This window comes from Pseudorhodobacter aquimaris, assembly GCF_001202025.1.
GTDB classification, from domain to species: domain Bacteria; phylum Pseudomonadota; class Alphaproteobacteria; order Rhodobacterales; family Rhodobacteraceae; genus Pseudorhodobacter; species Pseudorhodobacter aquimaris.
Genome location: NZ_LGHS01000048.1, coordinates 1 through 23,860, shown reverse-complemented (window position 1 = coordinate 23,860; position 23,860 = coordinate 1). Strand labels below are relative to the sequence as shown.

At 61.2% G+C, this 23,860-nt stretch carries 20 protein-coding genes; 12 read left to right on the top strand and 8 right to left on the bottom strand.

Annotated features, from left to right (window positions below):
* Positions 1–42 precede the first annotated feature (42 nt).
* A complete protein-coding gene (locus tag AKU94_RS08080; RefSeq protein ID WP_456300036.1) occupies positions 43–1,848 on the bottom strand; it encodes an ABC transporter transmembrane domain-containing protein in 1,806 nt (601 codons plus the stop codon).
* A 119-nt stretch (positions 1,849–1,967) separates the two neighbouring features.
* On the opposite strand from AKU94_RS08080, the gene AKU94_RS08075 reads away from it, so the two are divergent.
* Positions 1,968–2,813 carry an alpha/beta fold hydrolase gene (locus AKU94_RS08075; protein ID WP_050526790.1) on the top strand — a complete coding sequence of 282 codons (846 nt, stop codon included), beginning with the start codon at positions 1,968–1,970 and terminating at the stop codon, positions 2,811–2,813.
* Here the strand turns inward: AKU94_RS08075 and AKU94_RS08070 are convergent.
* The gene (locus tag AKU94_RS08070) at positions 2,785–3,456 is read right to left on the bottom strand and encodes a hypothetical protein (RefSeq protein ID WP_050526789.1); all 672 of its coding nucleotides are present in this window, start codon (positions 3,454–3,456) and stop codon (positions 2,785–2,787) included. The genes AKU94_RS08075 and AKU94_RS08070 overlap by 29 nt on opposite strands.
* Before the next feature lie 161 nt (positions 3,457–3,617).
* On the opposite strand from AKU94_RS08070, the gene AKU94_RS08065 reads away from it, so the two are divergent.
* The 3 genes from AKU94_RS08065 (at position 3,618) to AKU94_RS08055 (ending at position 5,910) form a co-directional block, all read left to right on the top strand.
* On the top strand, positions 3,618–4,613 hold the full coding sequence (locus AKU94_RS08065) for a threonine ammonia-lyase (RefSeq protein WP_050526788.1): 996 nt from the start codon (positions 3,618–3,620) through the stop codon (positions 4,611–4,613).
* Positions 4,603–5,406, top strand: a complete 804-nt coding sequence (locus AKU94_RS08060) for an alpha/beta fold hydrolase (protein ID WP_232295726.1) — start codon at positions 4,603–4,605, stop codon at positions 5,404–5,406. The genes AKU94_RS08065 and AKU94_RS08060 overlap by 11 nt, the downstream gene beginning before the upstream one ends.
* Before the next feature lie 72 nt (positions 5,407–5,478).
* Entirely contained in the window at positions 5,479–5,910 is a 432-nt protein-coding gene (locus tag AKU94_RS08055) for a DUF1489 family protein (RefSeq protein WP_050526787.1), read from the top strand.
* Here the strand turns inward: AKU94_RS08055 and hisG are convergent.
* The 3 genes from hisG to hisS are packed head-to-tail and all read right to left on the bottom strand — an operon-like array spanning position 5,907 to position 9,186.
* Entirely contained in the window at positions 5,907–6,611 is a 705-nt protein-coding gene (gene hisG / locus AKU94_RS08050) for an ATP phosphoribosyltransferase (protein ID WP_050526786.1), read from the bottom strand. The two genes, AKU94_RS08055 and hisG, sit on opposite strands and share 4 nt — an antisense overlap.
* Positions 6,608–7,702: an ATP phosphoribosyltransferase regulatory subunit gene (locus AKU94_RS08045; RefSeq protein ID WP_050526785.1), complete on the bottom strand. Its 1,095-nt coding sequence runs from the start codon at positions 7,700–7,702 to the stop codon at positions 6,608–6,610. The genes hisG and AKU94_RS08045 overlap by 4 nt, the downstream gene beginning before the upstream one ends.
* Complete coding sequence (gene hisS, locus AKU94_RS08040) at positions 7,699–9,186, bottom strand: histidine--tRNA ligase (RefSeq protein WP_050526815.1); 1,488 nt, start codon at positions 9,184–9,186, stop codon at positions 7,699–7,701. The genes AKU94_RS08045 and hisS overlap by 4 nt, the downstream gene beginning before the upstream one ends.
* Positions 9,187–9,258: 72 nt before the next feature.
* On the opposite strand from hisS, the gene AKU94_RS08035 reads away from it, so the two are divergent.
* Positions 9,259–9,468 (top strand): SlyX family protein, encoded by a 210-nt coding sequence (locus AKU94_RS08035; RefSeq protein WP_083444999.1) that lies wholly within the window; start codon positions 9,259–9,261, stop codon positions 9,466–9,468.
* Between the two features lies 1 nt (position 9,469).
* Here AKU94_RS08035 and AKU94_RS20885 read toward each other — a convergent pair whose 3' ends face one another.
* On the bottom strand, positions 9,470–9,601 hold the full coding sequence (locus AKU94_RS20885) for a hypothetical protein (protein ID WP_408633684.1): 132 nt from the start codon (positions 9,599–9,601) through the stop codon (positions 9,470–9,472).
* Positions 9,598–12,921, bottom strand: coding sequence for a DNA polymerase III subunit alpha (gene dnaE / locus AKU94_RS08030; RefSeq protein ID WP_408633683.1), 3,324 nt, complete (start codon positions 12,919–12,921; stop codon positions 9,598–9,600). Before dnaE ends, AKU94_RS20885 begins: the two co-directional genes overlap by 4 nt.
* 219 nt (positions 12,922–13,140) lie before the next feature.
* On the opposite strand from dnaE, the gene xdhA reads away from it, so the two are divergent.
* From xdhA to AKU94_RS07995, 7 genes are read left to right on the top strand one after another with little or no spacing between them, the layout of a single operon-like run.
* Positions 13,141–14,517 (top strand): xanthine dehydrogenase small subunit, encoded by a 1,377-nt coding sequence (xdhA, locus tag AKU94_RS08025; RefSeq protein ID WP_050526783.1) that lies wholly within the window; start codon positions 13,141–13,143, stop codon positions 14,515–14,517.
* Positions 14,514–16,805: a xanthine dehydrogenase molybdopterin binding subunit gene (gene xdhB / locus AKU94_RS08020; protein ID WP_050526782.1), complete on the top strand. Its 2,292-nt coding sequence runs from the start codon at positions 14,514–14,516 to the stop codon at positions 16,803–16,805. The genes xdhA and xdhB overlap by 4 nt, the downstream gene beginning before the upstream one ends.
* Positions 16,798–17,760 carry a xanthine dehydrogenase accessory protein XdhC gene (xdhC, locus tag AKU94_RS08015; protein WP_050526781.1) on the top strand — a complete coding sequence of 321 codons (963 nt, stop codon included), beginning with the start codon at positions 16,798–16,800 and terminating at the stop codon, positions 17,758–17,760. Before xdhB ends, xdhC begins: the two co-directional genes overlap by 8 nt.
* Positions 17,757–19,292 (top strand): ABC transporter ATP-binding protein, encoded by a 1,536-nt coding sequence (locus AKU94_RS08010; RefSeq protein ID WP_050526780.1) that lies wholly within the window; start codon positions 17,757–17,759, stop codon positions 19,290–19,292. Before xdhC ends, AKU94_RS08010 begins: the two co-directional genes overlap by 4 nt.
* Before the next feature lie 44 nt (positions 19,293–19,336).
* Positions 19,337–20,419: an ABC transporter permease gene (locus tag AKU94_RS08005; RefSeq protein ID WP_050526779.1), complete on the top strand. Its 1,083-nt coding sequence runs from the start codon at positions 19,337–19,339 to the stop codon at positions 20,417–20,419.
* Positions 20,419–21,351, top strand: coding sequence for an ABC transporter permease (locus AKU94_RS08000; protein ID WP_050526778.1), 933 nt, complete (start codon positions 20,419–20,421; stop codon positions 21,349–21,351). The genes AKU94_RS08005 and AKU94_RS08000 overlap by 1 nt, the downstream gene beginning before the upstream one ends.
* 58 nt (positions 21,352–21,409) lie before the next feature.
* Complete coding sequence (locus tag AKU94_RS07995) at positions 21,410–22,501, top strand: BMP family ABC transporter substrate-binding protein (protein ID WP_050526777.1); 1,092 nt, start codon at positions 21,410–21,412, stop codon at positions 22,499–22,501.
* Between the two features lie 293 nt (positions 22,502–22,794).
* On the opposite strand, the gene AKU94_RS07990 is transcribed toward AKU94_RS07995, so the two are convergent.
* Positions 22,795–23,820 (bottom strand): IS110 family RNA-guided transposase, encoded by a 1,026-nt coding sequence (locus AKU94_RS07990; protein ID WP_050526814.1) that lies wholly within the window; start codon positions 23,818–23,820, stop codon positions 22,795–22,797.
* Positions 23,821–23,860 lie beyond the last annotated feature (40 nt).

The following is a 23,860-nucleotide window of genomic DNA, read 5'->3' as shown; positions in this document are numbered from 1 at the left end:
AAATACGCAACGTTATGGGAATTTCTGCTGTGGAGTCGGGGATCAGCTTTGTCCATCGGTGAATTGCAACCGAGCCAGACGCGCATAGAGCCCGTCAGCTGCAACCAATTCATCATGCGTGCCTACGGCCGTAATGCGGCCATGGTCGAACACCACAATCCGGTCGGCCTTTTTCACAGTGGCAAGACGGTGCGCCACAACCAGGGTCGTGCGGGTTTTCGCCAGCTCGTCCACTGCGGCCTGCACGGCGCGTTCGCTTTCGGCGTCCAGCGCGCTTGTCGCCTCATCCAGCAACAACACCGGCGCATCGCGCAGGATGGCGCGGGCAATGGCGATCCGCTGCTTTTGCCCACCCGAGAGCATTACGCCACGCTCCCCGACAAAAGTGTCATAACCATCCGGCAAGGCCATCAGGAAATCGTGGGCCGCAGCGGCACGGGCGGCCGCCTCGATCTCGGCGTCGCTTGCCTCGGGGCGGCCAAAGCGGATATTCTCGCGCGCCGAAGCCCCGAAGATCACCGGATCTTGCGGCACAAGGGCAATCGCACGCCGGAAATCATCGCGCCTGAGGTCGGTCAGCGCAACACCATCAATCGTCACGCGCCCGTCCTGCGGGTCATAGAACCGTTGCAACAGCTGCAAAATCGTGGTCTTGCCCGCGCCTGACGGGCCAACAAGTGCCACCGTCTCGCCGGGTTGCACCACCATATCCACACTGTCCAGCGCGCTGGTATCGGGCCGCGCGGGGTAACGGAAGGACACGCCCTCAAAGGCGATCGCGCCTTTGACAGGGCGCGGCAGGGCCACAGGGTTGACCGGATCATTCACGGTATCAACGGCCACAAGCAGTTCAACCAGCCGTTCCGTTGCGCCTGCGGCGCGCTGCAACTCACCCCAAATCTCGGATAGCGCGCCGACAGCACCGGCCACCATCACCGAGTAGATCAGGAATTGTACCAGTTCGCCCGGGGTCATCACGCCTGACTGCACATCGCGCGCACCGATCCAAAGCACACCGACAACACCCGCGAAAATCAGGAAAATCACAATCACGGTCATCAGGGCGCGCGTTCCGATACGGCGCTGCGCCGAGGCATAGGCCGCCTCTGTCACCTTAGCAAAGGCAGCGCGTGTCGGGCGTTCATGCGTAAAGGCCTGTACGGTTTGCACCGACAAAAGCGCCTCGGATGCGTTGCCGGAACTGGAGGCAATCAGATCCTGATTTTCGCGGCTTAGCACGCGCAAACGGCGGCCCAACACGATGATCGGAATTACAACCCCAGGCACGATCAGCAACACCAACCCCGTCAGCTTGGCCGAGGTCAGCAGCAGCGCCACCATCCCGCCCAGAAAGATCAGGAAATTGCGCAGGGCAATGGAAACCGACGACCCGACCACCGAAAGGATCAAGGTGGTGTCCGTGGTCAGACGGCTCAGGACTTCGCCGGTCATGATGCGTTCAAAGAACGCAGGGCTCATCCCCATCACCTTGTCGAACAAAGATTTGCGAATATCGGCAACAACCCGTTCGCCCAACCGTGTCACGAGGTAATAGCGCGCGCCCGTGCCCAAAGCCAACAGGATGGCCACGCCAAGGGCGGCCGCAAAATATTGATCCAAAAGGGCAGAATTATCCGCGGCAAAGCCGTCAACCACCCGCCGCACCGCCAGAGGCAGCGCCAGCGACACACAGGCCGTCACGATCAAGGCGCCGATCGCACCCAGCACCAAACCTCGATATGGGGCCAAAAAGGGCATCAAGCCCCGCAGTGCCCCGACCTTCTTTGATTTTTCCCGCTCTTCCAACAAGGGTGCGCCGCGTGCCATATCTTTGTGCCTTCCCGTCATGCCCATCCCCTTTATGCGCTCCACCGTCCGGTCGCAAGCATTGCGATTGTCGCGCCCCCCTTTCCCTCGGCGCGGGCCTGTGCCAGTTTCAACCATCCGACCCCAAATGCAGGTATGAAATGACCCAGTTTTTCACCACGTCCGACGGCACCCGCATTGCCTATCGTGATGAAGGCACAGGCACGCCATTGCTCTGTCTTTCGGGACTGACACGCACGATGCATGACTTTGATTACATGCTGCCCCATCTGCCACCCTGTCGGCTGATCCGCATGGATTATCGCGGACGCGGGCAAAGCGATTTCACCGGCGCGGACAGCTATACCGTGCCGCAAGAGGGCAAGGATGCGATTGAGCTGCTGGACCATCTGAAGGTGGAAAAGGCCGCGGTGATCGGCACCTCTCGGGGCGGATTGATCGCGATGCTACTCGCCGCGATGGCCAAAGATCGGCTGCTGGGGATTTGCTTTAATGACATCGGGCCGGAAATCAACAAAGCCGGTCTGGCCAAGATCATGGATTATGTCGGCCGCAACCCGCGCGCCAAATCCTATGACGAGCTGGCCGCCACCCTGCCGCAGGCGATGCCCGGTTTTGACAACGTCCCGCCAAGCCGTTGGATGGAGGAAGCCCGCCTGCATTACACCGCCACGGCGCAAGGGCTGCGCATCACCTATGACCCTGCGCTGCGCCCGGCCTTTATCGCGGCATTCGAGGGGCCAGGGGTTGACCTTTGGCCGCTGTTTGACGCCTGTGCGGGCTTGCCACTGGCGCTGATCCGTGGGGCGAATTCCGATCTGCTTACCCAAAGCTGTGCCGATGAGATGCGCAAACGCCGTCCCGACATGGCATTTGCCAATATCCCCGACCGCGGCCATATCCCTTTTCTGGATGAGCCGGAGTCGCTGACCGTACTGCACAGATGGTTGGACCGGGTTAAAAATCCACCCACAGGCCAAGTTTGACAAGCGGGTCCTTATCCCCGATCACACCCACCGACGGGCTTACAACCACCTGTGCAAATCCCATCTTCCACGCAGCCCCTCCCTCAACCCGCAGGCTTTGATCATCGCCGCGTTGCCAAAATTGCGCCTGCGCCATGATCGACAGCCGCTCTATCGGTTTCACCCCAAATCCCGCATCCAGCTTGTAGGTCATGCCATTTTCCAGCCAGTCGGTTGTCACCAGCTTTTCCAGCTGGGCATCCACCGTGGCCCAGCCGCCGCCAATGGGCGTATTGAACCCCTTGCCCCAAAACAGCCCGGCCCGACCCGCAATCTCGGATTCGCCGCGTAGCGCAGGGATGACCGCTGCGGCCGTGGTCTCTCGCATCTCTACCGCAAGGCCCGCCGACAATATCGCGCCGCCCTTGCCGCGCCAGACCGGGTAATGGATGAACTGCGTGTAATCGGGCAGGCGCCGGTCCTTGGGCATCGAGACTTCCATCCCCAGGGTCCAATCCCCACGGATACCGTATTCGGCGTAAAGCTGGCTGCGGTTCGCGTCGAAGGACAGGGCTGCAAAAACCTTACCTTCGCCACGCGGCCAGGCACCCGCCTGCGCGCCAACCGCCCAGCCCCAAAACAAGATCACCAAAACCCAGCGCATAAGCCCCTTTTTTCCCAAAAAGCGAGGGAGAGATCAGCAAGACCGTCAAATCGTTAATCAAAAGTTAAAGAATTGACTAAACATTGACTGTTTCTTGCAAACCCGTCAGCTATGATGCGCGAAAGTCGCCCGCGACGCCCAAAAACATTCCGGAAAGTGTCATGCCCAACACAATTGCACCCGATATCACCGCAATAGAGGCCGCCGCGCGCCGCCTTGAGGGCCACGCCCGTCGCACTCCGCTTCTGACCTCACCCTTTTTGGATGACATTGCCGGCCGTCGGGTGTTCATCAAGGCAGAATGCCTTCAACATACCGGCTCGTTCAAGTTTCGCGGCGCATGGTCGGCTATATCGGGGCTGGACAATAATGTCCGCGCCAAGGGAGTTATCGCCTGCTCCTCAGGCAACCATGCGCAGGGCGTGGCCCTTGCCGCACGCCAGCACGGGATACCTGCCGTTATTGTCATGCCAAGCGATGCGCCCAAAATGAAAGTGGCGAACACCCGCGCTTTGGGGGCCGAGGTCGTGCTCTATGACCGTTTGACCAACGACCGCGACGCGCTGACCGAAACCCTCGCCGCTGAGCGCGGGCTGACCCTGATCAAACCCTTTGACGACCGGCGGGTGATTGCGGGCCAAGGCACAACCGGGCTGGAAATCGCCGAGCAGGCCGCCGAGGACGGGATTACAGACGCCGATGTTCTGGTCTGCTGTGGGGGTGGCGGGCTGACCTCAGGTATCGCATTGGCGCTGGAATCGCGGTCAACCCATCTGCGCGCGCGCCCTGTTGAACCTGTGGGCTTTGACGATGTGACGCGCAGCCTTGCCACGGGCACGCGCCAGCGCAATGCGACCAATGCAGGTTCTGTCTGTGATGCAATTCTGACGCCAACCCCCGGTCTGATGACGTTGCCGGTCATGGCGCGGCTTTGTGGACCCGGTATCATCGTCACGGATGAGGAGGCGATGCGGGCCGTGGCCCTTGCGTGGTCACGGTTAAAGATCGTACTGGAACCGGGCGGCGCCGTGGCACTTGCGGCAGCGCTGTTTCACGCAGAGCAGATAAAGACCCCGGATATAATTTGTGTCGCTTCGGGGGGGAATGTGGATCCGGATGTCTTCACCCGCGCGCTTGCAACCCTGAATGACCTGTAAGACCGCCCCTATGCCCGATCCGATAAAGCTTGCCCCCTGTGGCGACCAGATGATCGCCTATCACGAGGCGGGCAGCGGCCCTGCACTTGTGCTGGCGCACGGGCTGGGGCTGGATCAATCGCTTTGGGATGCGCTGCTGCCCTTGCTACCACAGGGCTTACGGATCATCCGTTTTGATCTGCGCGGGCACGGGGCCTCGGCCACGCCGCAGCCACCTTACGGAATGGGCGCATTGGTGCGCGATGCCGAAAGCTTGCTGGATCATCTTAAGGTGCGCGATTGCGTGTTTCTTGGCACGGGTCTGGGCGGGATGGTTGCGCAGGGTTTGGCGGTAAAGCGGCTGGATCAGATCCGCGCGCTGATCCTGACCAATACCGCCAGCAAGATCGGCACCAAGGAAACATGGGCCCGCCAGATGGAAACCCTACAGGCAGGTGCCAACCCGCTGGACCCCAAAACACATTTCACCGCCGGTTTTCGCAATTCCCCTGCCTTTGCGGCATGGCAGGCGCGGCAAATTGCACCGCGGCTTGAAGGTGTTCTGGGCTGTGCCGCCGCAATCTCCGGCACGGATTTTTACACCCCCACCGCCAGCTTGCGCCTGCCAAGCCTTGTCATCGCCAGCACTCAGGATGCCATAACCCCCGCCGATATGGTGCGGGATCTGGCCGATCTGATCCCCGGTGCGGAATTCGCCATAATCCGGAAATCCGGACATTTGCCGATGCTGGAGCAGCCCCGGACCTTCGCCGCCATCCTCTCTGATTTCCTGCACAACATCGGCCACATCTAGCCACGGCTGCTTGCCCCCCGACTTGCCCCCGCCGCCCAAGGCGCTAAGTTCGCGTTAACCGAAGGGGGATTCGTGGCAGGCACCGTAAATCTGTTAAAGCTCTGCGTTGGTGCCACTGGCATTGACGATCTGGCCGCATGGCAGGACCAGCGCCGCAAAAGCTGGCCTGACGGGCTGCCGCGTCATGTCACGCGGATGTGGCCGAAACGCGGCGACGCGCTTTTGAATGGCGGGTCGCTCTATTGGGTGTTCAAGGGCGTGATTCTTGCGCGGCAAACCCTCACAGCGCTGGAGGAACAGCGCGGCGAAGATGGCATCCTCCGCTGTGCCTTGGTGCTTGATCCGCAGATTATCCCGACCGAACCCGCACCGCGCCGCCCGTTCCAAGGCTGGCGTTATCTCTCGGTCGAGGATGCCCCGCGCGACCTGCCCAAAAGCCGCGAAACCGAAGAGGCCCTGCCCCCCGATCTCGCCCGCGCGCTGGCCGATATCGGGTTGCGCTAAACCGCGGCCTCTACGCCCAGCTGTTTTGCCAATTCGGCCAATGTGGCCCGTGTTCCCGCATCCCATTCGGCCCCGCGCGCCGCAAAAAGCGTGGCTTGTGAGGCATGGATCGGCCCGTCCGACAGGATCTTCAGATGGTTCGCGCGCAAAGTTTCCCCCGAAGAGGTGATATCGGCAATCGCCTCGGCGGTCAGGTTTTTCACCGTGCCCTCGGTCGCACCCTGACTGTCAACCAGCTGATAATCGGCAACCCCCTGCGCGGTCAGATAGTCGCGCACAAGCCGGTGATATTTCGTCGCAATCCGCAGCCGGAACCCGTGTTCGGCCCGAAAAGCCGCCGCCGCCGCATCCAGATCATCGACGGTATCGACATCGATCCATGCGGTCGGCACCGCGATAATCAGATCGGCATGGCCAAAGCCCAGAGGTGCGACCTCAACCACCTGCGCCGACCAATCGGCCAGCTTGTCACGCACCAGATCCGATCCGGTCACACCCAGATGGATACGCCCCGCCGACAGCTCTCGGGGGATCTCGCCGGCCGAGAGCAACACCAGCTCGACCCCGTCCACACCCTCAACGGCCCCCGCATATTCACGGTCAGAGCCAGAGCGCCCCATGATCACACCACGCGCGCCGAACCAGTCAAAGGTCTTTTCCATCAGCCGCCCCTTGGACGGCACCCCGATCTTCAAGCTCATGCCAATGCCTCCCGCAGGGTTGCCAACATCGCAGGGCGGATCATGCCCCCCACCGCCGGAATAGAGCGCCCCTGCCCGAGCACCGCCGTCAGCGCATCATAGCGCCCGCCCGAGGCAACCGGCAGGCCATTGCCCTCAAAGCTGAACACAAAGCCGTCGTAATATTCCATCGACGAGCGCCCGTGGCTTGCCTCGAACGGCAGGTCCGAAGGGTTGATGCCGTGGCGTTCCAGCGCATCGAGCCGTGTGGCGAAACGGTCCACCGCCGGTTCGATCGCGGGCAGCATCGAGGTTATACCCCGCATATGCGACAGGGCCGCACGGGCCGGTGCCTGCAAGGTCAAAAGGTCATAAAGCAGGGCCGCCTCAGGCGCGGCAAGCGGCGGGGTCTGGTCATCCTCGATCAGCGCATTTGCCCGCGCTGTAATCTCGGCCTCGGAGCGCAGGCCGATCATCGGACCTGCATCCGCGATCAGCGCGGCCAGATCCCCGCTGCGCAGACGGGTCAGCATATCGTGGCGCGCTTGGGGCGCGGCCGCGCGGCCCGAAAAGCGGTCCAGCAATTTGCGAAACCGTGCGGGCCGCCAGATGTGGCGCAACAACGCGGCCTTGCGGCGCGGGCTGGTCGAAAGCCCTTTGACCGCCGCCATCAAGATCCCGATATCACCCGTTGCGGGCCGCAGGCCCAAGGGCGCAAGCAACCCGTGAAACAGCGTGAACAGCTCTGCATCCGCGGCCTCGGGGGCAGAACGGTCAAACAACTCAAACCCGACTTGCAGATACTCATTGGCACGGGTGCCCGGACGGTCCTGTTTGCGGAAAACCTCGCCCATATAGCAATAGCGCGCAGGCTCTGCCCCGTTTTGCATATGGGCCTGAACCACCGGCACCGTGAAATCGGGCCGCAGCATCATTTCACCACGCAACGGATCAGAGGTGACATAGGCGCGGGCGCGGATATCCTCGCCGTAAAGGTCCAGCAGGGTTTCGGCGGGCAGAAGCGTATCGGCCTCAACAGCGACGGCACCAGCAGATTTGAAGGAGGCAAAGAGGGTTTCGGCCTCGGCCCTTATGGCGGCGCGATCTGTCATTGGGCAAGCATCTTTTGAACTTCGGAAACCAGATCGGCCAACGGAATTTCGACCTGCGCAGGGCGGTCTTTCCATTCCTCCAGCGTGGCGTTTTCGGCGATCTTTGCGCCAAGGATCAGGTCCTTGAGGACAACAACACCCTTGGCCGCCTCATCCCCGCCTTGGATCACGGCAATGGGGGAGCCGCGTTTATCGGCATATTTCAACTGGTTGCCAAAGTTCTTCGGATTGCCCAGATACATTTCCGCGCGGATACCGGCGCGGCGCAAATCGCCCACCATCGCCATGTAATCGGCCAACCGGTCGCGGTCCATCACGGTCACGACCACCGGCCCCGCGGATGCATCCTCCAGCCGTCCCTTGGCGCGCAGGGCGGCCAAAAGCCGGTCCACCCCAATGGAAACACCCGTGGCAGGCACCGCTTGGCCGGTAAAGCGCTTGACCAGATCATCATAGCGTCCGCCCCCCGCGACCGAGCCGAACTGCCGCTTGCGGCCTTTCTCGTCATGGATTTCAAAGGTCAGCTCTGCCTCGAACACAGGGCCGGTGTAATAGCCAAGGCCGCGCACGATGGATGGGTCAATCTCGATCCGGTCAGGGCCATAACCTTGGGCCGACAAAAGATCCGCAATGGTTTCCAGCTCTGCCACGCCTTCCAGCCCAAGCGCGGATGCCCCGACCAATTCGCGCAAACGTGCAACGGTGGCCGCACCCGTATCGCCCTTGGCCTCCATAAAGCCCATGACCGCATCGGCCTGATCAGAGGCCAGCCCCGCGCCCTTGGTGAAATCGCCGCTCTCGTCTTTGCGGCCCTCACCCAACAGCGCGCGCACGCCGTCCGGGCCAAGGCGGTCCAGCTTGTCGATGGCGCGCAAAACGATGCCGCGTTCCTCTTCGAACTTGGAGGGGTCGGCAGGGTCCAGAACACCCGCAACCTCCATCACGCCGTTCAGCACTTTGCGGTTGTTGACGCGCACGATGTAGTCGCCACGCTCAATCCCCACGGCCTCCAGCGCGTCCGAGAGCATGGCGCAAATCTCGGCATCGGCGGCGACAGAGGGCGCGCCCACAGTATCGGCATCGCATTGATAGAACTGACGGAACCGACCGGGGCCGGGCTTTTCGTTGCGCCAAACCGGGCCAAAGGCATAGCGGCGGTAAGGGGTAGGCAGGTCGTTGCGAAACTGCGCGGCAACGCGGGCCAAAGGCGCGGTCAGGTCATAACGCAGCGCCAGCCAGTCGCCCTCTTCCTCTTGCCAGCCGAAAACACCTGCGTTGGGGCGGTCGACATCGGGCAGGAACTTGCCCAAAGCCTCTACCGTTTCCACCGCGCTGGTTTCCAGCGGGTCAAAGCCGTAACGCTCATAGACCTCGGAGATTTTCGCCAGCATATCGCGGCGTTCGATCACATCCGCGCCGAAATAATCGCGAAAGCCTTTTGGCGTTTCGGCGCGTGGTTTGCGGGGTTGTTTAACTTTGGCCATCGGGAAACCCTTTGCAGCTTGTCGTCGGGCGGTGTAGCGGATGGGGACAGGCGCGGCAAGCAAGGGATGCATATGCCAGAACAGAATGACGATAGAATAAACGCTATGGAAGAGCGGATGGCCCATCTGATCCGTACCGTGGATGAGCTTTCCGACATCGTGGCCAAACAGGCCAATGAGATCGACCGGCTGACCCGCCGCATGGCGATGATGGCCGAACGGATGGAGGCCCCCGATGAGGGCGGCGCCGTCTTTACCGACCAGCGCCCGCCGCATTGGTAGGCTAGATCTCCTCGACCATCACCACGCCGCCAACCGCCTTGAGCGCGCCTTTGATCTGGGGCGAGATCGGGTATTCGGCGGGGAGCTCTAGGTCGATCTCTTGCCCCGTGGCGGTATCGGGAACGCAGATCATGACCGGACTTTGGTTGCGCCCGCCATCCTTGCCACACGGGCCAGCAGGGCGGCGACGGCGCTTGCGGCCTCGGCCTTGTCGATATGGATGCGGATCGCGCTGCCGCTTGCCTCGGCGGCGACCTGATCGATTGGTTGCGCGCCTCGGGCCAGCAGTTTCAGGGTCTCGCCCTCCAGCGTCACCTCTACCGTCAGCACCACATTCATCCCCGGTTCCAGCACATCGCGCGCGGCCTCTAGCGTGTCGGAGAACACCGTCACCTCATAAAGGCCGGTCGGATCGGACAGTTGCACAAAGGCAAAGCGGTTGCCCCGCGCGGATTTGCGTTCCTGCTTGGCACTGACAGAGCCTGCAATCTTGGCCACCATCGCACCATCTGCCGCCTTGGCGGTGATCTCGGTCAGGGTGGATACCCCTTTGCGTTTCAGCGGCGCCATATAGTCATCCAGCGGGTGGCCCGAAAGATAGAAACCGATCGCCTTATGTTCCTCGGTCAACCGTTCCACCGGCAGCCAGTCATCGCGCGAGCCTAAACGCGGTTCGGGCACATCCTCACCCGCGTCCCCAAAAAGGCTGACCTGATTAGAGGTTTTCGCCTCATGGATCGCGGCGGAATAGGCGGCCAGACTGTCCAGCGCCTCAAACACGCGGGCACGGTTCGGGTCGAGATTGTCAAAGGCACCGGCGCGCGCCAGCATTTCGAGGGGCCGCTTGCCGATCCGTTTCAGATCGACACGTCGCGCCAGATCGAACAAAGAGGCATAGGGCTTTTCGCCCTCATCGGTCTGACGGCCCGCGACAATCATCTTCATCGCCTCGACGCCCACGTTTTTCAACGCGCCCAAGGCATAGATCAAGGCCCCGTCGCGCACGGTAAAGGTGGCAAGCGAGGCGTTGACACAAGGGGCCACGGTCTTGATCCCCAGCCGGTCCACCTCACGCTTATAAACCGCAAGCTTGTCGGTCAGATGCATATCGCAGTTCATCACACCGGCCATGAATTCAACCGGGTAATTCGCCTTCAGATAGCCGGTTTGATAGCTGACCACCGCATAGGCCGCCGCGTGGGATTTATTGAACCCGTAGTTGGCGAATTTCTCCAGCAGGTCGAAAACCTCACCGGCCTTTTTCGCGTCGATATTATGCGTGGCCTTGGCGCCCTCGATAAACTTGGGGCGTTCCTTGGCCATCTCTTCGGCGATCTTTTTCCCCATCGCCCGACGCAACAAGTCCGCACCGCCCAGCGAATAGCCCGCCATGACCTGTGCGATCTGCATAACCTGTTCCTGGTAAACGATAATCCCTTGGGTCTCGGCCAAAAGATGGTCAATGGTGGGATGCACGGATTCGATTTCCCGCAGCCCGTTCTTGACCTCACAATAGACCGGAATATTTTCCATCGGGCCGGGACGGTAGAGCGCCACCAGCGCCACGATATCCTCGATACAGGTGGGCTTCATACGCCGCAGCGCATCCATCATCCCGCTACTTTCCACCTGAAACACCGCGACCGTCTTGGCGGCGGCGTAAAGCTGATAGGTTTTTTCGTCGTCCAAAGGGATCAACGAGATATCAATATCAATCCCGCGCAGCCGCAGCAAATCCAGCGCCGACTGGATCACCGTCAGTGTTTTAAGGCCCAAGAAGTCGAATTTGACCAGCCCCGCCGCCTCAACCCATTTCATGTTGAACTGGGTCGCGGGCATATCGGATTTCGGATCCTGATAGAGCGGTACCAATTCGTCCAAGGGCCGGTCACCGATCACCACCCCCGCCGCGTGGGTCGAGGCGTTGCGCAACAGCCCTTCAAGCTGTTGACCGTAGTTGAGCAACCTCTCGACCACCTCTTCCTTGGCGGCCTCACGCAGGCGCGGCTCATCCGCCAACGCCTTGGTGATCGACACGGGTTTCACCCCCTCGACGGGGATCATCTTGGACAGGCGGTCCACCTGCATATAGGACATTTGCAAAACACGGCCGACATCGCGCACCGCCGCCTTGGACAAAAGCGCACCGAATGTGATGATCTGCCCGACCTTGTCGCGGCCGTATTTCTCTTGCACGTAGTGGATCACCTCCTCACGGCGATCCATGCAAAAGTCGATGTCGAAGTCGGGCATGGAAACCCGTTCGGGGTTCAAAAAACGTTCAAAAAGCAAGGAATAGCGCAGCGGGTCCAGATCGGTGATCGTCAAGGCATAGGCCACCAATGACCCCGCCCCCGACCCACGCCCCGGCCCGACTGGAATGCCCTGATCCTTGGCCCATTTGATAAAATCCGCCACGATCAGGAAGTAACCGGGGAACTGCATCCCGATGATGATATCCAGCTCAAAATCCAGCCGTGCCTGATACTCCTCAACGCTGACCGCATGGGGAATGACCGCCAGCCGCGCCTTGAGGCCCTCATTGGCCTGACGGCGCAGCTCGTTGACCTCATCATCGGCGAACTTGGGCAGGATCGGCGCATGTTTGGCCACTTTGAACGCACAGCGCCGCGCAATTTCAACCGTATTTTCAAGCGCCTCGGGCAGATCGGCAAAAAGCGTCGCCATCTCTGCCTCGGATTTGAGGTAATGCTGCGGGGTCAGGCGGCGGCGCGGTTGTTGCTGGTCGACATAGGCCCCATCCGCGATACACAGCAAGGCGTCATGCGCCTCATACATCGTCGCTTTGGGGAAATAGACATCATTGGTCGCAACCAAAGGCAGGCCCATGGCATAGGCCATTTCGACAAAGCCGCGCTCGCTGCTGCGCTCACCTTCGGTCAACTGGCCGCCCGCGCCGGGGTGGCGTTGCAACTCCACATAAAGCCGGTCCGGATAGGCCGCCGCCAGACGCGTCATCAGGGCTTTGGCCTTGGCATTTTGCGCGGTTTGCAACAGCTTGCCCACCGGCCCCTCGGCACCGCCCGTCAAACAGATCAGCCCCTCGGAATGCGCCTCTAAATCTTCCAGCGTGACCTGCGGCAACTGCCCACCCGTATCGACATAAAGGCAGCTGTTCAGCTTCATCAGGTTGCGATAGCCGACCTCGTTCTGGGCCAGCAAAACCACCGGCGCGGGGTTGCGCGGCTTTTCCCCCGGCTGTGGTGGATCATAGGCCACCGAGACCTGACAGCCGATGATCGGCTGCAAGCCCGCCCCCGCCGCAATCGTCGAAAACTCCAGTGCCGCGAACATATTGTTCGTATCGGTGACGGCCACCGCGGGCATCTGCTGCTCGGCGCAAAGCTTGATAAGCTGTTTAAGCGGCACGGCCCCTTCGAGAAGGGAATATTCCGTATGGGTGCGAAGATGTATGAATCGGGGTGCTGACATAAGACCAAGCCTAGCCCAGCCCGCAGCCCGGCGAAAGCGCAACAAGCGCGGCCAGACTAAAATTCAAATTAGAATTCATGTGCATGGTGCAGAATAAATTTGCTATTTTGTCGCACCGCGGCTTTGATACCTAAATACCCAAGGGCGCGTAATCTGCTTTACCCCGCATCGGGCAGACACGCATTGACCCAAGACGCACAGACCGCGGCGGATAATAACATGACGGAAATCGCGTTTCATCTGAACGGAGCGCCGGTTCGCATTTCGGCAAGCTCTCCGACGCTGACCCTGTTGGAATGGCTGCGAGAGACCCGCGGATTGACAGGCACCAAAGAGGGCTGCAACGAGGGCGATTGCGGTGCCTGTACGGTCATGGTCAGCGATGCCGATGGCCCCAAGGCGCTGAACGCCTGCATTTTGTTCCTGCCGCAACTGCACGGCAAATCGGTCCGCACGGTTGAGGGGCTTACCGCCCCCGATGGCACCCCCCACCCCGCCCAAGAGGCGATGGTCGCCCATCACGGATCACAATGCGGCTTTTGCACCCCCGGTTTTGTCGTCGCCATGGCCACGGCCCATGCGCAAGGGCGCAGCGATCACGATACTGCACTGGCGGGCAATCTTTGCCGTTGTACCGGATACGCCCCGATCATCCGCGCCGCCCAAGCGGTTGAGGATGCGCCCGTTCCCGAATGGCTTCGCGCCGAGATGGGCGTGGCGTCCCGTGCCACCGCCGAAGGCTCTACCCTGCGGCCCGCAACCAGCAATGATTTGGCCGAATGGTACGTCCAAAACCCCGATGCCACCTTGATCGCAGGGGCCACCGATGTCGGCCTTTGGGTCACCAAACAATTGCGCGATCTGGCCCCTGTGGCCTTTTTGGGTGGCATCAAGGACCTGCAACAGATCACCGCCGAGGGTCACAGTTTACGCGTGGGCGCGGGCGTCACAATCAACGATCTGATGGGGGCCGTCGCCGCCAAGCTGCCCTCTTTTGCCGAACTTCTGCGCCGTTATGCCAGCGATCAGGTGCGCAACGCGGCGACGATCGGCGGCAATATCGCCAATGGCTCCCCCATCGGGGACGGGCCGCCGGCGCTGATCGCGCTCGGGGCCGGTTTGCACCTGCGCAAAGGCGACACGCGCCGCGAGATTCCCTTGGAGGATTTCTTTATCGAATACGGCAAGCAGGATCGCCAAAAGGGGGAATTTGTCGAGGCTGTGACCTTCCCCACCGATGCGCCGAACCTGCGCTGCTACAAGCTGTCGAAACGGTTCGATCAGGATATCTCGGCGGTGTGCGGCTGTTTCAATGTCACCCTTGAAAATGGCAAGGTCAGTGCCGCCCGCATCGCCTTTGGCGGCATGGCAGGCACCCCCAAACGCGCCAAGGGGGCCGAGGCCGCCCTGATCGGTCAACCGTGGAGCATGGAAACCGCACAATCCGCCCGCAAAGCGTTGGCCCATGATTTCGAACCCCTCAGCGATATGCGCGCCTCGGCGGCTTACCGGTCTGCGGCGGCGGGCAATATGATGATCCGTTATTTCCACGACCTTTCGGGCCTGCCCGTGAACCTGCTGGAGGTGGCGCCATGAGCATCGGATCCGCCCTTCCCCATGACGCGGCCCCTTTGCATGTGACGGGCAGCGCGCGCTATGTCGATGATATCCCGCTGCCTGCGGGGGCATTGCATCTGGCCTTTGGCCTGTCCTCCATCGCGCATGGTGACATTACAACGCTCGATCTGTCGGCGGTGCGGACCGCGGATGGGGTCGTGGCGGTCTATAGCGCCTGTGATTTCGACGAGGTGCCGGATTGCTCTCCCTCCGCCCATGATGAGCCGCTTTTGGCCACGGGGTGCGTGCATTACATTGGCCAGCCGGTATTTCTGGTGGTCGCCACCAGCCATCTGGCGGCGCGCAAGGCCGCGCGGCTGGCCGTGGTGGAATACGCCCCCCTGCCCGCCATCCTGACGGTGGATGAGGCCCTCGCCGCCGATGCCTATTTTGAGGACGGGCCGGTGATCTGGTCCAAGGGCGATGCCAATACCGCCATCGCCGCCGCCCCCCGTCAGGTCGAAGGCGAGATGGAGGTCGGCGGGCAAGAGCATTTTTATCTTGAGGGGCAGGTCGCCGCCGCGCTCCCGCAAGAGGGCGGGGATATGTTGATCCACTCCTCTACCCAGCACCCGACCGAGATCCAGCACAAGGTTGCCCACGCCCTGCACCGCCCCATGCATGCCGTGCGTGTGGAAACGCGCCGTATGGGTGGCGGCTTTGGCGGCAAGGAAAGCCAGGGCAACGCGCTGGCCATCGCCTGTGCCGTTGCGGCGGACCGGCTGGGGCGGCCCTGCAAAATGCGTTACGACCGTGATGATGACATGATGATCACCGGCAAGCGTCATGATCTGCGCATCCGTTACCGTGCGGGGTTTGATGCCTCGGGCCGAGTGACGGGGGTGGAATTTACGCATCTGTTCCGGTGCGGGTGGGCGCTTGATCTGTCGATCCCTGTGGCCGATCGCGCGATGCTGCATTCGGACAATTGCTATCACCTGACGGATGTGCGGCTGGAAAGCCACCGCCTGCGCACCAATACCCAAAGCGCCACCGCCTTTCGCGGGTTTGGCGGGCCGCAAGGCATGATCGGGATTGAACGGGTGATGGATCACATCGCCTTTGATCTGGGGCTGGACCCTCTGGCCGTGCGGCGCGCGAATTTTTATGACCCCCAGCCTGCAATCCCGCAAACCACCCCGTATCATATGCCGGTTGAGGATTTCATCGGTGATCAGATTGTGGCCAAGCTGGAGGAAACCTCAGGCTACGCCGCGCGCAAGGTCGCGACTGCCGAATGGAACGCCAACAGCCCGATCCTGAAACGCGGGATTGCCCTGACGCCGGTAAAGTTCGGGATTTCCTTTACGCTGACGCATCTAAATCAGGCCGGCGCTTTGGTGCATGTCTATCAGGACGGCTCTATCCATCTGAACCACGGCGGGACCGAGATGGGCCAAGGCCTGTTCCAAAAGGTAGCACAGGTGGCGGCCGGCGTGTTTGGCGTGGGGATGGATGCGGTCAAGATCACCGCGACCGATACCGCCAAGGTGCCCAATACCAGCGCGACGGCGGCCTCTTCCGGGTCTGACCTGAACGGGATGGCGGCACGGGCGGCCTGTATCACCATCCGCGACCGGATGGCGGCGTTTTTGGCACAACGCCATCAGGCCGCACCCGAAGACGTGCAGTTCACCGATGGCCGCGTGGTCATTGGTGCGGCTGACTACAGCTTTGCCGAGGCGGCGGCACTGGCCTATGGCGGGCGCGTGTCGCTGTCCTCTACCGGGTTTTATGCAACGCCCAAAATCACATGGGATCGCACCAAGGGCAGCGGACGACCCTTCCTTTACTTTGCTTACGGGGCCGCGGTGACCGAGGTGGTCGTGGACACGCTAACAGGTGAGAACCGGATTTTGCGCGCCGATCTACTGCATGATACGGGGGCCAGCCTGAACCCCGCGCTCGATATCGGGCAGGTCGAGGGGGCCTATGTCCAAGGTGCCGGCTGGCTGACGATGGAGGAGCTGGTCTGGGATGCCAAAGGCGCGCTGCGCACCCATGCCCCCAGCACCTATAAAATCCCCGCCTGTTCGGATCGCCCGCCCACGTTCAACGTCGCCCTGTGGAACCGCCCCAACCATGAGGATACCGTTGGCCGCTCCAAGGCCGTGGGGGAACCCCCCTTCATGCTGGGGATTTCGGCGCTGATGGCGCTCTCGGATGCGGTGGCGGCCTGTGGGGATAGCACGCGCTATCCGGCCCTTGATGCGCCTGCCACACCGGAACGGGTGCTGGCCGCCATCGATCGGCAACGCAATGTCTGATGCGGGGTCTGATGCGGGGTTTGATACGGCTGCGCTCCGCTCTGCGGTGATGGCCCATGGCAAGGTGGCGCGGGTGGTGATTGCAAGTGTTGCCGGATCATCACCACGCGAAACCGGGGCGGCGATGCTGGTTTGGGCGGATGGCCAGTCGGGCAGCATCGGGGGCGGCGCGCTGGAATGGCAAGCCATGAAACGTGCCCGTGCCATGCTGGACGGGCAGGAAACCAGACGGCTTGACGTTGAGCCGCTTGGCCCCAAACTGGGCCAATGCTGCGGCGGGATGGTGACCTTGCTGACCGAGGTATTCGACACCACCGCCCTAAATGCCCTGCCCGATGATATCTTTGCCCGCCCCGTTTCGGGCAAGGACATGCCCCTTGCGGTGTCACGCCTGCTGGCGCAATCGCGCAGTCAGGGTCAGCGGCCAAAATCCGGCATGGTGCAAGGCTGGATGGTGGAACCCGTCGCCAAACCCGCACGTCAGATCTGGATCTGGGGGGCGGGGCATGTCGGGCGCGCGATTGTGGCCATACTTGCGCCCCTGTCCGATCTGGCGATCACCTGGGTTGATGTGGATGCCGCGCGCTTTCCCGATGATACCCCCGAGGGTGTTACCACAATCCCCACCCCCCAGCCCGCCGTTCTGGCCGCCCATGCCCCAACAGGGGCCGAGCATCTGATCCTGACCTATTCGCATGCGCTGGACCTCGCGCTTTGCCACGCCACGCTGACACGCGGTTTTGCCCGCTGCGGGGTGATCGGGTCCAAAACCAAATGGGCGCGCTTTCGGGCGCGGCTGGCGGCGCTGGGGCACAGTCCCGCGGCCATCGCCCGTATCGATTGCCCCATCGGCGACCCGAACCTTGGAAAGCACCCGCAGATGATTGCCATCGGGGTCGCCTCTGACATATTACGACCAAAGAAAAACGCGTCACGACAGGAGAACGCGGGATGACGACAGGGACAGAGCTTTTGCGTATCGACGGGGTGACCAAGGCCTATCCAGGCGTGGTGGCCAATGACAATGTGTCTTTTGCCATCCAGACCGGCGAGGTACACGCGCTCTTGGGTGAAAACGGTGCCGGGAAATCAACGCTGGTCAAGATGATCTATGGTCTGGTCAAGCCTGACAGCGGCACCATGCGGCTGCACGGGCAACCCTATGCGCCATCCCAACCCAGTGCGGCCCGAACCGCCGGCGTGGCCATGGTTTTCCAGCATTTCAGCCTGTTTGAGGCCCTAAACGTGGCAGAAAACGTGGCCCTTGGCATGGAAAATCCGCCCCCCATGCGCGAACTCGCCGCCCGCATCAAATCGGTGTCCGAGGAATACGGCCTGCCGCTGGACCCTGCGCGGATGGTCGGTGACCTCTCGGCCGGTGAACGTCAACGGGTTGAGATCGTGCGCTGTCTGCTCCAGGACCCCAAGCTGTTGATCATGGACGAACCCACCTCGGTCCTGACCCCGCAAGAGGTCGACATCCTGTTCAAGACCCTGCGGCAACTGGCGGCTGAGGGCACGGCGATCCTTTATATCAGCCACAAGCTGGAGGAAATCCGCGCGCTTTGCGATGAGGCAACGATTTTGCGACGCGGCAAGGTTGTGGGCACCTGCACTCCGCGCGATGTCTCGGCCAAGGAGATGGCAGAGCTGATGGTGGGTGCAGTTTTGACCCCGCCCGCCCGTGCCGCAAGCCGCGACTGGGGCGATGCCACCCCCGCGCTTGAGGTAACGGGGCTCAGCGCGCCCTCGCCGATTCCCTTTGGGACATCCCTCAAGGATATCAGCTTTTCGGTGGACCGTGGCGAGGTTCTGGGCATCGCCGGGGTTGCGGGCAACGGACAAGATGAGTTGCTCTTGGCGCTCTCGGGTGAGTTGCGCGGTGCGGCGGGCATGGTGAAACATAAGGGCGCGCCAATCGGTGACACGGGCCCCAACGCGCGCCGCGCCATGGGTTTTGTCGCCGCCCCAGAGGACCGGCTTGGCCATGCCGCCGCCCCGGATATGAGCCTTGTGGAAAACGCGCTTTTGTCGGGTACGATACGCAAGGGGCTGACCCGCAAAGGGTTTATCAACTGGGGTGCAACCAAAGCATGGGCCGCCGAGATCGTCGCGCAATATGATGTGCGCACGCCCGGCACCTGGGTCGCGGCCCGCGCGCTTTCGGGCGGCAATTTGCAGAAATTCCTGATGGGCCGCGAGTTGAGCCAAGCCCCCGAGGTGGTCATCATCAACCAGCCCACTTGGGGCGTTGATGCCGCCGCCGCCGCCTTTATCCGCCAAGAGATTTTGAACCGCGCAAGCGATGGCGCCGCCGTGGTTGTCATTTCGCAGGACCTCGATGATTTGCTTGTTGTCTCTGACCGTTTCGCCGCCCTGAACGAGGGTCGGCTGACCCCGCCACGCCCGACCAAAGGGCTGACGGTTGAGGAAATCGGCCTGATGATGGGCGGCGCACATGGGATGGAGGTGGCCCACAATGGCTAAATCAAACCACCTCACCCGATCCGAACCACAAAAAGGGCGCCACCATGTTCACGCTTGAAAAACGCCCCTCGCCGTCGCAATTCTGGATATGGGCCACACCCGTTCTCGCGGTCGCGCTGACCATGCTTGCGGGGGGCGGGCTGTTTGCGCTTTTGGGGAAAAATCCGGTCGATGCGATCCGCACCATCTTTTGGGACCCGCTCTTTGGCGAGTTTGCCTTTTATTTGCGCGGGCAGTTGCTGGTAAAGGCCGGGCCGCTGATCTTGATCGCCGTGGGTCTTAGCCTCGGATTTCGGGCCGGCATCTGGAATATCGGGGCCGAGGGGCAATATATCATGGGCGCGATCTTTGGCGCCGGTGTCGGCCTTGCCATGTTCCCGACCGAGAGCCGCTGGATCTTTCCGGTGATGATCGTGGCGGGCGCTTTCGGCGGCTGGCTTTGGGCGATGATCCCCGCGATTTTGAAGACCCGTTTCAACACCAATGAGATTTTGGTCTCTTTGATGCTGGTCTATGTGGCGCAAACCATTCTGTCCAAGGCCGCGACAGGGTTCTTGCGCAATCCCGAAGGTATGGGCTTTCCCGGCAGCCGCAATTTTTCTAGTTTCCCCGCCGCCCGCAATACCGATCTGATCGCAGGGTCGGGGATGCATTGGGGTGTGGTTGCGGCCTTTATCACCGTGATCGCGGCCTATGTGTTGTTGCAACGTCATATCCTCGGGTTCCAGATCAAGCTGGCGGGGCAAGCGCCCCGTGCGGCGCGTTTTGCCGGTGTCGCCCCGACCCGTCTGGTGGTTATGTGCCTCGGGATTTCGGGCGCTTTGGCAGGGCTTGCCGGTATGTTCGAGGTCACCGGCCCTGCAGGGCAGGTCACCATCGATTTCGCCTCTGGCTACGGGTTCACCGCGATCATCGTAGCCTTTCTGGGCCGGTTGAACCCCTTGGGGATCTTGCTGGCCGGTCTGGTCATGGCGCTGACCTATGTCGGCGGTGAGATGGCATCGACCAACCTTGGTCTGCCATCGGCCGCGATACAGGCGTTTCAGGGGATGCTTTTGTTTTTCCTCTTGGCGGTGGACCTGCTGTCAAATTACCGTATCCGATTTCTCAAGGGGAGGGCCGTCTGATGGACCTGAGCAGTATCAACCCCGCCGTTCTGATCGCATCGCTTATGGTGGCGGCGGTGCCGATCATGCTGGCCGCGATTGGGGAATTGGTCGTGGAAAAATCCGGTGTGTTGAACCTTGGTGTCGAGGGGATGATGATCATCGGCGCGATTTGCGGGTTCATCACCGCCGTTGAAACCGGAAGCCCGTTTTTGGGGTTTATCGGCGGGGCCGTGGGCGCGGCGGTGCTTAGCCTGATATTTGCCCTTTTGACCCAAGTGTTGCAGGCCAATCAGGTGGCAACAGGCCTTGCGTTGACGCTTTTTGGTTTGGGATTGTCCAGCTTGATGGGCCAAGGTTATGTCGGGATCAAGCCACCGGCCACGGGCATGGTGCCCTTCGGGCCGCTGGCCGATATTCCGGTGCTGGGGCGGGTGCTGTTTCGCCATGATCCGATGGTCTATATCTCCATTGGCATCATTGCAGCGGTCTGGGCCACGCTCAAATTCACCCGCATGGGGTTGATCATCCGCGCCGTGGGCGAGAGCCATGACGCCGCCCATGCACTCGGCTATAAGGTCACCCGCATCCGCGTATTGGCGATCCTGTTCGGGGGGGCGATGGCGGGCCTTGGCGGCGCATATCTAAGCCTGATCCGCGTGCCGCAATGGACCGATGGTGTGACCGCGGGGGCGGGCTGGATCGCGCTGGCGATTGTGGTTTTTGCAAGCTGGCGGCCATGGCGCGTGCTGATCGGGGCCTATCTGTTTGGCGGAATCTCGGTGCTACAGCTGAATTTACAGGTTGCCAATGTTCCGATCCCGCCGGAATACTTGTCGATGTCACCCTATGTGATAACGATCATCGTGCTGGTGATCATGTCATCGGGTCGGGGCCGTGCCGCGCTAAATGCACCCGCCGCCCTTGGCCAGAATTTCCACGCTGCACGTTAAGCTGTGCGGCCAATATCTAATCGGGCCGAAAACAAGCCCTTCCAACCAGGAGACGACAATGAATCGTAGAACTTTGATGGCAAGTGCCGCAATTGGCCTGACGCTCGCCTTTGGCGGCACGGCCCACGCTCAGGGGATGGACAAGGTCAAGGCCTGTTTCGTCTATGTCGGCCCTGTGGGCGATGGCGGTTGGACCTATCAGCACGAGCAAGGCCGCCTGGCCCTGCAAGCTGAATTTGGCGATAAGGTGGATGCCAGCACCTACCAGGAAAACGTGCCCGAAGGTGCGGATGCCGCCCGTGTGTTGACACAGATGGCGCTTGGCGGTTGCAACATCATCTTCACCACCTCTTTCGGCTTTATGGACGCCACCAATGAGGTTGCGGGCAAATTCCCGAATGTGAAGTTTGAACATGCCACCGGCTTCAAGCGTGACCATGAAAACGTATCCTCCTACAACGCCCGTTTCTATGAAGGGCGCGCGGTGCAGGGCGTGATCGCCGGCATGATGACCGAATCAAACAAGATCGGTTATATCGGCTCTTTCCCGATTCCCGAGGTTATCATGGGCATCAACGCCTATTACCTCGCCGCCAAAGAGGTGAACCCCGATGTCGAGCTTTCGGTGGTCTGGGCCTATACATGGTTTGATCCCGCCAAAGAGGCCGATGCCGCCAAAGCCATGATCGAGCAAGGCGTGGATGTCGTCGCCGCCCATACCGATTCCACCGCCCCCCTGGCCGAAGCGGCCAAGACCCCCGGTGTGATCGGCTTTGGTCAGGCTTCGGATATGACGGCCTATAAGCCAAGCCCGCGTGTCTCCTCGATCATCGACAACTGGGCGCCCTATTATATAGAGCGGGTCGGCCAATTGCTGGATGGCACCTATGAGCAGGCCGATACTTGGGCCGGCATCAAGGATGGCGAAGTGGAAATCGGTGAAATCACCGAGGCCGTCCCTGCCGAGGTCAAAGCTGCCGCCGAGAAAATGCGCGATGATATCGCCGCCGGCACACATCACCCCTTTACCGGCCCGATCAACAAAAAAGACGGCACCGTCTGGCTGGCCGAGGGTGAAACCGCACCTGACGGGGATCTGCTTGGCATGAGCTTCTTTGTCGAAGGTATCACGGCCGATATTCCGAAATAATAAGCGTCATTTATACCCCTGACTGACAATATCCCGTGTATGGACGCCCCCGGGTTTGCAAGCGGCTTTTTTGACGTTGGCAACAGCACTGCGGTCGAGTTCCTTCGTGTATCCGGCCTCTGGTTGCGACCTTCAACGTCGCGGGCCCTCATGGTGAGTTCGAGGAACAGGTCCAAAACGAGAGGCCGTAGTACAAGCTACTCGGGACATTACTGGTTTTCCTATTCCTGATCTCGTCGACGCTTTGCCATGACCTCCGTTCAGAACCGCCGCACCCCAGCCTGCCTTCGCGCTCAGGCGTTGGCAGGTTTCTTGTAGACGCCGCCATGAGCCATGATCGCCCATGCCATCCGCGCCATCTTGTTCGCCAATGCGACCGCTACCAGCATTTTGGGTTTGCGCATAAGCATGCGAGCCAACCACGACCCCTCCGGCGCGCCGCTGCGCTTTTGCGTTGCTTGAATCGCCGACATGGCACCGATGATCAGCAAGCGTCTCAAATCGCGTTGCCCCATCTTCGATATCTTGCCCAGCCTTGTTTTGCCGCCCGTAGAATGCTGGCGTGGTGCTAGCCCGATCCAAGCCGCAAAGTCGCGTCCCTTGCTGAACACCTCTGGTGGTGCAGCCAGCACGGCAATTGATACAGCCGTCACCGGACCGATCCCCGGCATGGTCATCAACCTGCGCGCCACATCGTTCTGACGTGCGATTTGGCGGAGCCGCCTGGTCAGTTCATCAATGCGTTCGCTCAGCCCATCAATCATATCGAAGAACATTTGGCAGAGGCTCGTCACATCGGCTGGCAAGCGCTCGGCATTCTCAGCCACATCCCTCTCCAACCGAGGAAGATGTTGAGGGCCCTTCGGAGCAACAATCCCATGTTCTGCCAGATGCCCTCGCAGCGCATTGATTGTTTGGGTGCGCTGCCCGGTCAGCAGATCGCGGGTCTTGAGTACCATCGACTGTCCTTGTTGTGCGGTGGTCTTGGTCGCCACAAAACGCATGGTTGGCCGGGACGCTGCTTCAGCGATGGCCGCAGCGTCGTTCGCATCGTTCTTTTGCCGCTTCACGTAGGGTTTGACGTATTGCGGGGCGATCAGCTTGACATCGTGACCAAGTCCGGAAAGCTCCCGGCTCCAGTGATGCGCACCTGCACAGGCCTCCAGGGCGATGATACAGGGCTCAACCCGACCGAAAAACTCCAACACTCGGCCTCGCGGTAAAGCCTTACTAAAAACCTTCGATCCGTCCTCGGCCGCTCCATGTGCGTGAAATGAATTCTTGGCAATATCCAGCCCAACAATGCTAACCTTTTCCATGGGCGCTTCCTCCTCGTAGCAAGTTTCGACACCGCTACCT

Bases quoted from the DNA above. Each gene is read 5' to 3' on its own strand.
- AKU94_RS08045 (WP_050526785.1), bottom strand. From the start codon at position 7,702: ATGACAGATCGCGCCGCCATAAGGGCCGAGGCCGAAACCCTCTTTGCC.
- AKU94_RS07995 (WP_050526777.1), top strand. From the start codon at position 21,410: ATGAATCGTAGAACTTTGATGGCAAGTGCCGCAATTGGCCTGACGCTC.
- hisS (WP_050526815.1), bottom strand. From the start codon at position 9,186: ATGGCCAAAGTTAAACAACCCCGCAAACCACGCGCCGAAACGCCAAAA.
- AKU94_RS08060 (WP_232295726.1), top strand. From the start codon at position 4,603: ATGACCTGTAAGACCGCCCCTATGCCCGATCCGATAAAGCTTGCCCCC.
- AKU94_RS08070 (WP_050526789.1), bottom strand. From the start codon at position 3,456: ATGCGCTGGGTTTTGGTGATCTTGTTTTGGGGCTGGGCGGTTGGCGCG.
- xdhA (WP_050526783.1), top strand. From the start codon at position 13,141: ATGACGGAAATCGCGTTTCATCTGAACGGAGCGCCGGTTCGCATTTCG.
- AKU94_RS08035 (WP_083444999.1), top strand. From the start codon at position 9,259: ATGCCAGAACAGAATGACGATAGAATAAACGCTATGGAAGAGCGGATG.
- hisG (WP_050526786.1), bottom strand. From the start codon at position 6,611: ATGAGCTTGAAGATCGGGGTGCCGTCCAAGGGGCGGCTGATGGAAAAG.
- dnaE (WP_408633683.1), bottom strand. From the start codon at position 12,921: ATGTCAGCACCCCGATTCATACATCTTCGCACCCATACGGAATATTCC.
- AKU94_RS08075 (WP_050526790.1), top strand. From the start codon at position 1,968: ATGACCCAGTTTTTCACCACGTCCGACGGCACCCGCATTGCCTATCGT.
- AKU94_RS08080 (WP_456300036.1), bottom strand. From the start codon at position 1,848: ATGACGGGAAGGCACAAAGATATGGCACGCGGCGCACCCTTGTTGGAA.
- AKU94_RS07990 (WP_050526814.1), bottom strand. From the start codon at position 23,820: ATGGAAAAGGTTAGCATTGTTGGGCTGGATATTGCCAAGAATTCATTT.
- xdhC (WP_050526781.1), top strand. From the start codon at position 16,798: ATGTCTGATGCGGGGTCTGATGCGGGGTTTGATACGGCTGCGCTCCGC.
- AKU94_RS20885 (WP_408633684.1), bottom strand. From the start codon at position 9,601: ATGATCTGCGTTCCCGATACCGCCACGGGGCAAGAGATCGACCTAGAG.
- AKU94_RS08010 (WP_050526780.1), top strand. From the start codon at position 17,757: ATGACGACAGGGACAGAGCTTTTGCGTATCGACGGGGTGACCAAGGCC.
- xdhB (WP_050526782.1), top strand. From the start codon at position 14,514: ATGAGCATCGGATCCGCCCTTCCCCATGACGCGGCCCCTTTGCATGTG.
- AKU94_RS08065 (WP_050526788.1), top strand. From the start codon at position 3,618: ATGCCCAACACAATTGCACCCGATATCACCGCAATAGAGGCCGCCGCG.
- AKU94_RS08000 (WP_050526778.1), top strand. From the start codon at position 20,419: ATGGACCTGAGCAGTATCAACCCCGCCGTTCTGATCGCATCGCTTATG.
- AKU94_RS08005 (WP_050526779.1), top strand. From the start codon at position 19,337: ATGTTCACGCTTGAAAAACGCCCCTCGCCGTCGCAATTCTGGATATGG.